Below are 14,646 nucleotides of genomic sequence, written 5' to 3' on the forward strand. Positions count from 1 at the left end.
GCTACCTTGTTACGACTTCACCCCAATCATCTGTCCCACCTTCGGCGGCTGGCTCCAAAAGGTTACCTCACCGACTTCGGGTGTTACAAACTCTCGTGGTGTGACGGGCGGTGTGTACAAGGCCCGGGAACGTATTCACCGCGGCATGCTGATCCGCGATTACTAGCGATTCCGGCTTCATGTAGGCGAGTTGCAGCCTACAATCCGAACTGAGAATGGTTTTATGGGATTGGCTAAACCTCGCGGTCTTGCAGCCCTTTGTACCATCCATTGTAGCACGTGTGTAGCCCAGGTCATAAGGGGCATGATGATTTGACGTCATCCCCACCTTCCTCCGGTTTGTCACCGGCAGTCACCTTAGAGTGCCCAACTGAATGCTGGCAACTAAGGTCAAGGGTTGCGCTCGTTGCGGGACTTAACCCAACATCTCACGACACGAGCTGACGACAACCATGCACCACCTGTCACTCCTGTCCCCGAAGGGAAATCCCTATCTCTAGGGAGGTCAAGAGGATGTCAAGACCTGGTAAGGTTCTTCGCGTTGCTTCGAATTAAACCACATGCTCCACCGCTTGTGCGGGCCCCCGTCAATTCCTTTGAGTTTCAGCCTTGCGGCCGTACTCCCCAGGCGGAGTGCTTAATGCGTTAGCTGCAGCACTAAAGGGCGGAAACCCTCTAACACTTAGCACTCATCGTTTACGGCGTGGACTACCAGGGTATCTAATCCTGTTCGCTCCCCACGCTTTCGCGCCTCAGCGTCAGTTACAGACCAGAGAGTCGCCTTCGCCACTGGTGTTCCTCCACATCTCTACGCATTTCACCGCTACACGTGGAATTCCACTCTCCTCTTCTGCACTCAAGTCTCCCAGTTTCCAATGGCCGCTTGCGGTTGAGCCGCAAGATTTCACATCAGACTTAAGAAACCGCCTGCGCGCGCTTTACGCCCAATAATTCCGGACAACGCTTGCCACCTACGTATTACCGCGGCTGCTGGCACGTAGTTAGCCGTGGCTTTCTGGTTAGGTACCGTCAAGGTACCGCCCTATTCGAACGATACTTGTTCTTCCCTAACAACAGAGTTTTACGATCCGAAAACCTTCATCACTCACGCGGCGTTGCTCCGTCAGACTTTCGTCCATTGCGGAAGATTCCCTACTGCTGCCTCCCGTAGGAGTCTGGGCCGTGTCTCAGTCCCAGTGTGGCCGATCACCCTCTCAAGTCGGCTACGCATCGTCGCCTTGGTGAGCCATTACCTCACCAACTAGCTAATGCGCCGCGGGTCCATCTGTAAGTGATAGCCGGAGCCATCTTTCAATTCTCCTTCATGCGAAGGAAAAAGTTATCCGGTATTAGCCCCGGTTTCCCGGAGTTATCCCAGTCTTACAGGCAGGTTACCCACGTGTTACTCACCCGTCCGCCGCTAATCATCAGGGAGCAAGCTCCCATCAGATTCGCTCGACTTGCATGTATTAGGCACGCCGCCAGCGTTCGTCCTGAGCCAGGATCAAACTCTCCAAAAAGATGTTTGATATAGCTCTTATAAAATAAAAGTAATTCATTGACGTTTCGTTTTGTTCAGTTTTCAAAGATCAATCATTGTTTTAAAGAAACAACTTTTATATCATATCATTTCTTTCAGATCATGTCAACAACTTTTTTGATTTATTTTTTCTTGTCTTAAAAACGACAATTAATAATATATCAAAAACCTTTTATGTTGTCAATCGTTATTTATTATTTTCTCACTAGCAATTTCGCCAGTTCCTATATACTATCATCTATTTAACACTTGGTCAACCTTTATTTTTTCAAAATTTATATTGCTATTATTACAATCGAAATAATGTATTACCTTTTTTTAGCAACCATACACTTTCCAAACTTATCTATTATATAACCACTAACTAAAAAAATAAGGATTGACTCTCAAGGTCAATCCTTATTGCATTTTACTTAATAGAAATAATATTAGATTCCTTCATCTCAACTAATCCTTCTTTTTCTAACACCACAGATTCTCCTTCTTTCAGGTTTGTAAATACAATTGGAGTCATTATTGAAGGAACTTTTTCTTTTAGAAATGCAAGATCTACTTTTAGTAAAGGTTGACCTGCAGATACTTGGTCTCCCTCATTTACTAGGGTTTCAAACCCTTCACCCTTCAAATTCACAGTATCTATTCCTACATGAATTAGAATTTCTCTACCTGTATCAGACATTATTCCTAAAGCATGTTTAGTAGGAAAGACATTTACGATTTTCCCATCAACTGGTGATGCAATGGTTCCTTCTAATGGAAGGATAGCAAATCCATCGCCCATCATTTTTCCGGAGAACACTTGGTCAGGAACCTCTGTGATTGGTTTTAATTCTCCTTTTGCTGGAGAGACAAAGTTTTCATTTACTTTCTCTATTTTTGATTGAAGTACATCTGGTTGTGCCTCTTCAATTTGTTGCTGTACTTCTTCATCTGGATTTGTCGCAGCTTTTCGTGGTCTTTTTCCAGAAATAATATCTTTCATTTGTGATTTTAATGTATCTGATTTTGGCCCAAAGATGGCTTGAATATTATTTCCAACCTCTAATACACCTGCAGCACCTAATTTTTTCAAACGATCTTTATCTACATTTTTCACATCATTTACTTGAACACGAAGGCGAGTAATACAAGCATCTAAATTGGAGATGTTTTCTTGACCACCCATTGCTTCTAAAATGTCGAATGGTAAATCACTTGTAGGTTGCGCACTAGTTTCTTCTGTAGAGTCCTCAACATCCTCACGTCCAGGTGTTTTTAAATTAAATTTACGAATGGCGAATCGGAAACCAAAGTAATAGATAACCGCAAATACTAAACCGACTGGTATTACCCACCACCAGTGAGTTTGTTTATTTAGAACTCCAAATAATAGGAAGTCAATTAAACCTCCTGAAAAGGTCATTCCAATTTTAACATTTAGCAAGTGCATCACCATAAACGATAAACCAGCAAAAACAGCGTGTATTCCAAACAATACAGGAGCAACAAATAAGAACGAGAATTCTAGTGGCTCAGTAATACCTGTTAAAAATGATGTTAAAGCTGCGGAACCCATAATTCCTGCTACGAATTTTTTACGCTCTGGTCTCGCCTCATGGTAAATCGCTAAAGCTGCTGCTGGAAGTCCGAACATCATAAATGGATATTTACCAACTTGGAATGTACCTGCTGTTAAATTTTGAACACCATCTTGAATTTGTTTCATAAAGATCGTTTGGTCACCATGAACCACATTTCCGGCATGTGTTGTATAAGATCCAAACTCAAACCAGAATGGCGCATAGAAAATATGGTGTAAACCAAACGGAATAAGAGAACGTTCAATTAGCCCAAAAATAAATGCGGCCAATGTCTGTTGTGATCCAAGCATATAATTAGAAAATGCATTTAATCCATGTTGGATCGGCGGCCATATAATAATCATAATTAATCCTAAAATAACTGCTGAAGCTGCAGTTGCAATAGGAACAAATCGCTTACCCGCGAAAAAACCTAAGTACGAAGGTAGCTCAATTTCAAAAAACTTATTGTACATATAGGCAGCAATTAACCCCACAATAATCCCACCGAAAACCCCTGTTTGAAGAGTGGGAATACCTAATACTAATGCATGAGCTGGATTGACATGTTCACCAATTACATCTGTCATTTCAATTCCTTTCGCAACGCCCATGGTTACATTCATTATCAAATAACCTACAATAGCAGCTAATCCCGCTACACCTTCTCCACCAGTAAGTCCAACCGCTACACCTACTGCGAATAGTAAAGCTAGGTTATCAAAGATAATCCCACCAGCTTTTGCCATAACGTCAGCTACATGCTTGACCCAAGATGCATCTAAAAATGGTGCTATATCTACAAGTGTTGGATTCGTCAGTGCTGTACCGACCGCCAGTAAAATACCTGCAGCTGGCAAAATCGCCACGGGGAGCATCAATGCTTTACCCACTTTTTGTAAAACACCGAAGATTTTCTTAAACATGATAAAACCTCCTTCTTCTATTAAAACTAAAGATTTGCTCCATACCATTGAAAAATTACCTAACGAATATACTTTAGAGATGAATAGGGAACATATTTCCTTAACCATTCTTTAAAAGACAAATAAAAAAGGCATGAGCAAGAAAATAGAAAAGAGTTATATGGGATATACTCCCCATAAAAACTCATTTCATTATCTTCTTTACTCATGCCTGATCGAATCAGTAACACGTTATAATGATGACTATTTTTATTTTATTTTATTTTGAATACGCTGGAGGTGCATCGTTAAATAGACAGCTTCAGCTTCAAATACTGGTTTTTTCAATGTTTGTTGCATAATCTTAATTAGTTTCCATGCTAGATTGTAACATAGAGGGTATTCTTGTTTCAAGAAGAATGAAATTTTCTCTGGTTCATTTACCTTTTCACCACTTAAAACCCTTTCAATGGTGTAACGTAAATGTCGAACGAGACGCATATAATTTATTTCATTCTTATTTAGCTTTATCTCAAATTGTTCTTCAATGGTATGGACAAGTTGTGCAATTAATTGTGAGTTTTGATTAATTTCCGAAAGATTTTTACTCGTAACTGCACTGTGAATATGCAAGGCAATAAACCCAACTTCTCCAATAGGTAGCTCTATATTCGTCATTTCATTAATAAGATCGACTACCTCATTCGCCACTTCATATTCAGTAGGATATAATACTTGCGTTTCCTCATTAAACGGGTTTTTAATAGCGAGCCCCTTCATTAACCGATTAATCGCAAATAAAATATGATCAGTTAATGCCACATGAATATGTTCATCTAAATACTTAGCTGTTCTTTTACGAATTAAATCAATCGCGGAAATAATCACTTCTAGCGTCTCATCATCGATAAAAGGAAGGAGCTTTTTATATTGTTCTTGCTCTGTTTCGCCTTTTAATACAAAGAGCTTCTCAGCCTCTTGTTTTGAAATAGTACTACCCTTTTTTCGATTAAAGCCAATCCCTTTACCTATCAGGACAACTTCTTCATATTTTGAATTAGAAGCAATTAAAACATTATTATTCAGTACCTTTTTAACTTCAAACGCTTCCATATTAATTCTCCTAGATTTCAACTAATTCGAGCTTTATTAAGTTTACATAAAATATTAGATGATATCAATTTATTAAAATCAAAAAGGAACCTAGTTAGGTTCCCACTTAATTTATAATATGAAGATAAAGTATAAAATAAAGATAAAGAAGAACACATACATGACTGGATGAATTTCCTTCCATCTCCCCTTAAGAAGCATGGTAACCGGATAGAAGATAAAACCAATTCCAATACCTGTAGCAATAGAGTAAGTTAATGGCATCATGATAATTGTAAAAAAGGCAGGTACGGCAATTTCGAACTTTTTCCAATCGATTTCATTTAAGGTTGACACCATCAATACGCCCACAACTATTAAAGCCGGAGCAGTCACTGGTGAAGTAATAACTCCTAGTACCGGAAAGAAAAATAGTGACAAAAGAAACAATATAGCTGTTATGACACTAGCAAATCCCGTTCTTGCTCCCGCTGCAACCCCAGCAGTTGATTCGATATAAGCCGTTGTAGTAGAAGTCCCAAGTATAGAACCAATCACAGTAGCAGATGAATCTGCAAATAATGCTCTTCCAGCACGCGGCAATTTATTATTCTTCATCAAACCAGCCTGGTTAGCTACCGCTACTAATGTTCCAGCTGTATCGAAAAAATCTACAAACAAAAAGGTTAATACAACAACAAGCATCTTCACAGTGAATAGGTCACTTGTATGATGAAAAAGTGTTTCAAATGGTGCCCCAAGGGTCGGAGCGATACTAGGTACTGCACCAACTATCTTATGAGGAATATCAATTAATCCAACCATCATACCAGCAAGGGTTGTTATGATCATTCCAATGAAAATAGCACCCTTCCAGCCTCTAGTCATTAAAATAATAGTAAGTACAATACCGAAGATCGCAAGCAATGTATTACCATCTGTCAAATCCCCTAAACCTACTAATGTCGCATCATTATCAACAATAATACCAGCATTTCTTAAACCAATAAAAGTGATAAACAATCCGATTCCAGCACCGACTGCAAGCTTTAGTTCAACTGGAATAGCATTTATAATCTTCTCTCTAAATCCAAATAATGTTAATATTACGAAAATAATTCCCGAAAATAACACTCCTGTTAGTGCTTGCTGCCACGACATCCCGAGAGTTAATAAAACAGTATAAGCAAAAAAGGCATTTAACCCAACACCAGGTGCAAGGGCAATTGGGTATTTAGCTAAAAACGCCATAATCAGAGTACCAATTGCCGCGGCTAGTGCTGTAGCAACAAAAACAGCACCAGAATCCATTCTCAATTCATCTGGAAAATCCTTAACAGAGGATAAAGATAATGTTAACGGATTTAAGATAAGTATATAAGCCATCGATAGAAATGTAGTGACTCCACCAATAATCTCACGGCGATAGTTTGTTCCTAATTCATCGAATTGAAAATACTTCTTCATAGACTTCTTCCCCCTTGTCTCTTCTATTTTTTATCGCTAAAAACAAGGCCGCCCAAAACAAAAGAGTCTGGCCCACAAAGCAATATCTAGTAAAAGTTCATACATTTCTAGACTTTGCTTGGGGGTCAGACCCTTAATAGACTGCCTTGAAAGACTTTAAGGAATGAGAAAATCAGTATATGGGAAAATAAGAAATCCTATTTACTCTCATAACCTCGTAGTCAAGCTATTTACGGCAGCTTGGTAGAAACTTACAGGCCATATCCCCGAAATTATACGATGTTATTTTTTCGATTTTATATTCTCATCTTAACCGGATCTTTCGTACTAGTCAATATATAATACGAATATTAAATTAAAAAAATGTTTATATCGTTCGTATTTTACTCCCATTCAATCGTTGCAGGTGGCTTACTAGTTATATCATAGACTACTCTGTTGACATGACTTACTTCATTCACAATTCGAGTAGAAATTAACTCTAATACGTCCCACGGAATGCGTGCCCAATCAGATGTCATCCCATCAATCGATGTAACCGCACGTATACCAATTGTATAATCATATGTTCTTGCATCCCCCATGACACCAACGCTTCGAATATCCGGTAGGACAGTAAAGTACTGCCAGATTTCTCGATCTAGACCAGCCTTTTTAATTTCTTCACGGAGAATATAATCAGATTCACGAACAATCTCTAATTTTTCTTCAGAAATAGCTCCAAGCACACGAATACCTAGACCAGGTCCCGGGAATGGCTGTCTCCACACAATTTCATCTGGAATGCCCAGTTCTGTTCCTAATGCACGAACTTCGTCTTTAAACAATGTATTTAATGGTTCGATCAGTTTAAATTGCATATCTTCAGGAAGTCCGCCAACATTATGATGGGATTTAATTGTTTGTGCTGTCGCTGTTCCACTTTCAATGATGTCAGTATATAACGTTCCTTGTGCTAAAAACTCAATTCCTTCAAGCTTTGTCGCCTCATCATCAAACACATAAATAAATTCATTACCAATAATTTTTCTTTTCTTTTCAGGATCAGAAACGCCTTCAAGTTTACTCATAAAGCGATCCTTTGCGTCTACTTTGATAACATTCATATTGAAGCCATCGGCAAAAGTTTTCATTACCCCTTCTGCTTCACCTTTACGAAGCAAACCATGATCTACAAAAATACATGTTAATTGATCACCAATCGCCTTATGGATAAGAACAGCCACAACAGAAGAATCTACTCCTCCACTTAAAGCACATAGAACTTTTTTATCGCCTACTGTTTGACGAATCTTTTCCATTTCTATTTCAATAAAGTTCTCCATAGACCAATTTGCTGAACAACCACAAACTTCAAAAACGAAATTCTTAAGAATATCATTACCATATTCTGAATGACGAACTTCTGGATGGAACTGAACTGCATAAAGATCTCTATCCTTATCACTCATTGCAGCAATAGGGCAAGATGAACTAATCGCATCTATTACAAAGCCTGCTGGTGTTTCAGTAACTAGGTCACCATGACTCATCCATACAACTTGCTCAGTAGGTAGCTGATTGAATAGCATGGATTCATGCTGAATTTCAATTTTCGCTTTTCCATATTCACGATGAGTAGCAGGTTCTACCTTCCCACCAAAATGTTTTGTCATTAATTGCATTCCATAGCAAATTCCAAACACAGGAATACCTAAATCAAAAATCGCTTCATCACAACGGAATGAATTTTCATCATAAACGCTATTTGGTCCTCCGGAAAAAATAATTCCTTTTGGATTCATTTTTTTGATTTCTTCTACAGTAATCGTATGTGGATGTAATTCACTATACACACCAAACTCACGAATTCTTCTTGTAATTAATTGATTATATTGGCTTCCAAAATCGAGTACAACAATCATTTCCTGTGCTATCTCAGTCATCTGATATCCCCCTATTTATAATTGTTTGTTCATTATTCTGCATTAGATCCAGCCTTTTTACACATTGCTAAAATAAAAAGGTTCACTTCACATAGATTGCTATGAATCCTAAAGATTTTTTGACTCAAGATTCCAACTTAAGAACAGCAATATTTTAGAAAAAAGAACCAATAAAAAACTAGAATTCCACCTCTAAACTAAGAAGGCAGAATTCTAGTTTTTTGTATCCAACCATACGGAAATACACCATTTGAATGTAATGATGACAAAAAGATAGAATAGTACTGCCTTCATAGTTAAATCATTTACGGTGATTTAGTAGAGACTTCTGGACCTTATTACCAAAATTATATGAAGTGCTATTTTATTAATAGTCATCATTTTATACTTGTTTAAACACATGGTCAACCCGTTGTTTTTTTAATTAAATTTTCCCACAATTCGCGGTGTTGTTCCCAGTTAATAGAGGTATCTTGATGACGATAAATAGATCTCTCATATTCCAATGTTAATATTCCCATCATTTGACTACCAAAGAAGCCATCTACCTGAATTGCGTATTCACGTAATGTCTGTCCAGCTTCTTTTTTAAGACCATATCTTTCTAATTGCTTTAATAATGAAAGATATGCCTTAATAAAGGTGTTTGAATCCCTTTTATTTCGGTACTTCCAAATGAGTAAATATGGAATCCACTTACTACGCTTGACATAAGCGACATAACTAATAAGACAAATCATCAATAATATGGATGTCAGTAGGAGCCAATGTTTATTCAAATAAGTAGTGATTTTACTCCATAACTCTGAGAATGAGAAATTATCTTCACTACTTGTTCCTAACGTTAAGTCCGTTTCCTTCTTGTCTTTTTCCAATGCTTCAGTTTCATCTTTTTGATCTGTGTTATTTACCTGGGAAGTCTGCTCTACATCATTATTGAAAATGGATGTATTTCTAAATCCAATAGTCGGTTCAAATGGTACCCAACCGACATTAGGAAAATAAACTTCAACCCAGGAGTGAGCATTATTATTTGTCACCTTGTATATATTCTCGGACACCCCATCAGAACCCTGATAAGTTCCAGACGAATATCCCTTTACCCATCTAGAAGGAATTCCTATCGACCGAAGCATGGTTACCATTGAAGTCGAGAAGTTATCACAATATCCTCTTTGTGTTTCAAATAGAAATTGATCAACATAATCCTGTTTTTCCTTTGGAATCGCAACATCCTTTTGATCATAAGTGAATTGACCATTTTGGAAATAAGATTCAATGGCTTTCGTCTTATCATACCAATTCGTTTTACCTTTTGTGATACTTGCCGCTAAGTCTTTTACGCGCTTAGGAAAATTATCCGGCAGCTGCGTGTACCTTGGATCAACTTGTACACCTTGGCCATTTGTTTCACTCATTTTTTTAATACTATATTTTTGCGGTTGGTAAATGACTGCATATTCCCTCATCGAAAAGGGCCCCTGATTTCTGCTTGCTGTTACTTTTTCGGTAACGTTATTGACTATTAATTGATTAACTTGCTTCGAACCACCGGCGACAGAGACTTCTCCATAGATAATATTCGCTAAACCATAGGTATGAACCAGATTAGGACTAAGCTCTGCCTTCGTGATCCTCGCAGCCTTATATACTTTCTTTTCCTCATCCCCCTGCCCTTCGTTTTCAGCAAAAGGAAATTCATCTATTCCTTCATTCAAGGAAATTTGCGGTTTCTCCTCGATTGTATAGGTTGATGTTGTAGGTGGCTTGGAAGTTTCCCATCCTTTCCCCGTGTATAAATCCTTCATTTCCACACGCCAATATTGTCGAGATTCGGCAACAACCTGAAAAACCTCTGTATCATCCCCTATGAACGGCCCCCCTAGTGAAGAGTCGTCATTCCGATAACCAACTTTACTAACACCAGATTTTTTATTTCCTCCTTTTTCATCTCCCCCAGCATATGATTTAAAGAAAGGCACAGGATCAGGCCATATGGGCGATGCTTTTGGTACAATCCAACCTAGAAACGAGCTCCCGATAATCATGATAACTAAAGGAATCATCCATTTAACCATCATTTTTCTAGAATTCCCCAAATTTTCTTTTTCTACAAATCTCTGAAAGAAGAGCATACCTAACAATATAAAGCCGAAGATTACTGTTCTAATAATAGCCATTTTGCTATCATATGCTGTAAATGTATCAAGCACCGTAATATAAACGATAGTCATGATAAAAAACAAAAAAATACTTCTTCTAGCAATTAACCAATATTTAAGCAAATACGTAATGAGCCACAAGAGAATAAAAAACAAAATCGTCCGAAACTCATTTGTTAGATAATCCCACTCTCTCCCAAATAAAAAGGTTATATTTTTAATTAAATCTTTTACTACGACTCCCATCCATTGGATATCGAAAATAAAGTACTCGAAGAAGAAAATATGATGGAGGGAAAACAAAATAAAAATTAACTTCATTAAAACGACTGCAAAAAATGGCACATTAAAAAGGTTGAATAGGAATGATAAAGCGATAAACACTATAAACAAAACCGTATTACCAGTATTAGCCACTTCCTTTAACGGATAGATCCATTCCATTAATAAAAGAAAACTAAAGAAATAAAGAGTGAGTGTAAGGATTCGATGATAATCCTTTGTTCCAGTCATTAATGCTTCACCCCCGTCAAAGCCGAACGGAAATCTTCTTCATGTAGGTAGCTCACATGCACCCCAAACTGGGAAGCAGCATAACCTAACCGATATTCCTCATCACTAAATGGTTGATTGTGATTTTTAATAACGAAAATAATCACCATCCCCGTTCTTCTCACATGTTTTCTTAGCATCTCTATTAATTCCTCCGTTATATTGGAGGTACTAATCATTAATGATGCCGATTGTTGATAAAAGACTGATTCCCCTTCTAAAATCGATGATACAGGTAATTGACTATTTGCTTTTACTTTTGCAAGATGATGGAATAACTGTTGCTGGTATTCATCACCACCACGAATCGGAAAAATAGATTGATCTTCACCAATAGAATAAAAGCCGATCTGCCCCCCATGGCGTATGATCGTACGAATAAGTGAGGCAACAAATTTTACATTTGTTTCAAATGAGGTCGAGGGTGAACGATCTAAAATAATGGTTACATCATTGGATTGTCGCTCTTCAAATTCTTTTGTTTTCATTTCATTCATTCTTGCCGTAGCCTTCCAATCGATCCAGGTAAAACGATCCCCAGGCTCATAGTTTCTGATTCCACTAACCATAGTCGTATCATTTTGAATTTTTATTTGTGAAGCTGTTGCCCCCTGTTCATATCTACTTTCAATTGAACGATAAATAATGTCTGTATAGGAAGGATAAACGAGAATGATTTTTTTCAATGAAAAACTCTTCTCCTTAGAAAATAACCCTAGTGGATCACCAACCTTAATAGAAATGTCATAAAAACAATGCTCCCCTCTCGGAATATTCGCCATGCTATACTTGAGCTGAATATGCTTTTTAAATCCAGGAAATAAAATTTGTTTTCCATTTCTAGTTGAAAGACTAGAAGTGTTATTTATGATAAGAAAGAAGAGAGGAAAAGGATAGTTCCTATCAATCGTTATAACCATGTCCAAATGTTCCCCTGCAGCATATGTATCCCGATTAAATCTCCTTTCCACAGTTAAGTCACTTAACGGATAGAGAGCAATGAACAAGGCATACAATGCAAACGGTGTAAAGCTATAAAATAAAAACCAGCTGACAAAGCCACCTTGAAACATTGCATAGGAGAATGTTAACAGAAGAAACAGAATTAAAAGAAGAAATTTCCCCCATGTCTTTAATTGTGCTCTAAACATTATCTCACAGCCCTTTTTACGGGAACCTGAACATAATGTAAAATTTCTTTAATAATATCTTCAGCGGTTTTGCCCCCGTATTTCGCATCCGCCTTTAATATAATTCGATGTGAAAATACGAAAGGTGCTAAGTACTGTACATCATCCGGAATAATAAAATCTCGACCATGCAAGAACGCGTAGGCTTGGGATGCCTTCATCAAAGCGATTGATGCACGCGGACTAACCCCTAAATAAACACTTTTATGGGTTCTTGTATAATGAGAAAGCTCGACAATATAGTGTTTGATTGTGTGATCAACATAAACCTCTTTCACCTGATCCTGCAGCTCTACTAGTTCATCAAGAGAAATTACTGAATCTAATCCTTCAATTGGAGCTTGTTTTTGCGTTCTTGTTAACACTTCAATTTCTTCATCCTTTGTTGGATAGCCCATTTTCATTTTTAATAGAAAACGATCAAGCTGAGCTTCTGGAAGAGGGTATGTTCCTTCATATTCGATCGGATTTTGTGTTGCCATAACAAAAAAGGGGCGCTCCAGTTTTTTCGTATTTCCATCCACAGTTACACTGCTTTCTTCCATACCTTCGAGAAGCGCGGATTGGGTTTTTGGCGAAGTTCTATTAATCTCATCCGCTAGAATAATATTACCCATTATTGGACCAGGTCTATACTGAAACTCCAACTCTTTCGGATTATATATAGAAACACCAAGTACATCAGAAGGAAGCAAATCTGGGGTAAATTGAATTCTTTTAAATGATGCATTTACAGATCGAGCAAGTGCACGAACCATCATTGTTTTTCCTACACCTGGTACATCCTCTAGCAGGACATGTCCTTCTGCAAGTAGGGCAACTAGGCTTAACTCTGCTATATCAGTCTTTCCTATCATTACTTTTTCAATATTACTTAAGACTTGCTGTAACTTTGGATGCATAGCTGTAATTGTCATTCGAATCCCCCTAATTATGTATTCAAAACTTTATGCACAATTTTTTAAAATTTTTTATTATTTCTAGAATACTATGAATCTGACTTAAGAAAAAGGGCGGAACAGGAAATTTAATATATTTTTAACGTTTTTATACATTTCTAAAAAAAGAAGATGCTCTACACATCATTCCCCTTATGACTAGGCCGTTTAGTTCGATACTTTTGTAATAGTTCTAACCACTTATTGAAAGCTTCCAGGTTGTTATAAAGGTTTCAGCTCCTCTTCTTAGAGAAGATGAAGGGTACTATCTTCAACCTATATTATTAAACCTTGTCTAAACAACAAGAATGTTTAAGAAGAGAGTCTAGGAAATTTGCACTCGAATTGAGTCTATGTTTTACCAAATGTACATGCTCAACTTATTTTTGAGATAAAAAAAACGTGAGAATTCTTATATTAAATAAGTTCCTCACGTCTTCCTTTTCTATTATTATTTCCAAAAATCATCAAAGACTGTAATTGGTAAATGACGTTTATGTTCAGATTTAGCATAAAGGCCTTCAATTGTTTTTTTCGCTTGCTCTGAAACTTCTTTTCCTTCCAAATAATCATCAATTTCTTCGTAGGTCACTCCAAGGGCACTCTCATCTGCCAGTTGTGGACGTTCGTCTTCTAAATCAGCAGTTGGAGTCTTCATATATAAATGCTCCGGACATCCAAGTTCCTTTAGAAGCATTCTCCCTTGACGCTTATTCAAACGAAATAACGGAACAAGATCAGCTCCACCATCCCCATACTTTGTATAGAAGCCTGTTAGATTTTCGGCAGAATGGTCTGTGCCCAATACTACACAATTTTCCATTGCAGCAATACTGTATTGTGCCTTCATACGTTCTCTTGCTTTTTCATTGCCTTTAGCAAAATCCGATAAATGGATTCCTACCTCTTTCAATGATGCTTCACTCGCATCTACTGCTGCTTTAATATTAACCGTTAAGGCTCTAGTTGGCTGAATAAATTCAATTGCATCATTTACATCATCCATATCCTTTTGAATCCCATATGGCAAACGAACTGCTATAAATTGATAATCTGGATTTCCAGTTTCTTCAATCATTTCATTGATAGCAAGCTGAGCAAGCTTCCCTGCTAGGGTAGAGTCCTGCCCTCCTGAGATACCTAAGACAAACCCTTTAAGGAATGGATATTTTTTTAAATAGTTCTTTAAGAAATCAATACTTTTACGAATTTCTTCATTAGGGTCTATTATTGCTTTCACTTTCATTTCATTTACTATTGCTTTTTGCAACTGATCCATTTTTCCCAACCTCCTTATACTCATAAAGCTTGAATCT

Annotated in this window: 8 protein-coding genes, 1 rRNA gene and 2 riboswitches (1 of these 11 cut by a window edge); all 9 genes read right to left on the minus strand. The window is 37.5% G+C overall.

Annotated features, from left to right (window positions below; genetic code table 11):
* Window positions 1-1,520: ribosomal RNA gene (locus tag NST63_RS24090) — 16S ribosomal RNA — on the minus strand (it extends 33 nt beyond the left edge of the window).
* Between the two features lie 429 nt (window positions 1,521-1,949).
* A complete protein-coding gene (gene ptsG, locus NST63_RS24095) occupies window positions 1,950-4,025 on the minus strand; it encodes a glucose-specific PTS transporter subunit IIBC (protein ID WP_341043916.1) in 2,076 nt (691 codons plus the stop codon).
* Window positions 4,026-4,274: 249 nt separating this feature from the next.
* Window positions 4,275-5,117 (minus strand): glucose PTS transporter transcription antiterminator GlcT, encoded by an 843-nt coding sequence (glcT, locus tag NST63_RS24100; RefSeq protein ID WP_341043918.1) that lies wholly within the window; start codon window positions 5,115-5,117, stop codon window positions 4,275-4,277.
* A gap of 111 nt (window positions 5,118-5,228) precedes the next feature.
* Entirely contained in the window at window positions 5,229-6,563 is a 1,335-nt protein-coding gene (locus NST63_RS24105; RefSeq protein ID WP_212946546.1) for an NCS2 family permease, read from the minus strand.
* Between the two features lie 198 nt (window positions 6,564-6,761).
* A riboswitch (purine riboswitch) is annotated at window positions 6,762-6,863 on the minus strand.
* Window positions 6,864-6,946: 83 nt separating this feature from the next.
* Entirely contained in the window at window positions 6,947-8,488 is a 1,542-nt protein-coding gene (guaA, locus tag NST63_RS24110; RefSeq protein WP_341043919.1) for a glutamine-hydrolyzing GMP synthase, read from the minus strand.
* A gap of 273 nt (window positions 8,489-8,761) precedes the next feature.
* Window positions 8,762-8,863, minus strand: a riboswitch (purine riboswitch).
* A gap of 29 nt (window positions 8,864-8,892) precedes the next feature.
* Window positions 8,893-11,163 carry a transglutaminase TgpA family protein gene (locus NST63_RS24115; protein WP_341043920.1) on the minus strand — a complete coding sequence of 757 codons (2,271 nt, stop codon included), beginning with the start codon at window positions 11,161-11,163 and terminating at the stop codon, window positions 8,893-8,895.
* Entirely contained in the window at window positions 11,163-12,353 is a 1,191-nt protein-coding gene (locus NST63_RS24120) for a DUF58 domain-containing protein (protein WP_212946549.1), read from the minus strand. Before NST63_RS24120 ends, NST63_RS24115 begins: the two co-directional genes overlap by 1 nt.
* The gene (locus NST63_RS24125; protein WP_071975566.1) at window positions 12,353-13,309 is read right to left on the minus strand and encodes an AAA family ATPase; all 957 of its coding nucleotides are present in this window, start codon (window positions 13,307-13,309) and stop codon (window positions 12,353-12,355) included. The genes NST63_RS24120 and NST63_RS24125 overlap by 1 nt, the downstream gene beginning before the upstream one ends.
* A gap of 472 nt (window positions 13,310-13,781) precedes the next feature.
* Window positions 13,782-14,609 carry an ammonia-dependent NAD(+) synthetase gene (gene nadE, locus NST63_RS24130; RefSeq protein ID WP_212946550.1) on the minus strand — a complete coding sequence of 276 codons (828 nt, stop codon included), beginning with the start codon at window positions 14,607-14,609 and terminating at the stop codon, window positions 13,782-13,784.
* Between the last annotated feature and the right edge of the window lie 37 nt (window positions 14,610-14,646).

Source organism: Heyndrickxia sp. FSL W8-0496 (assembly GCF_038007825.1).
GTDB lineage: Bacteria > Bacillota > Bacilli > Bacillales > Bacillaceae_C > Heyndrickxia > Heyndrickxia oleronia.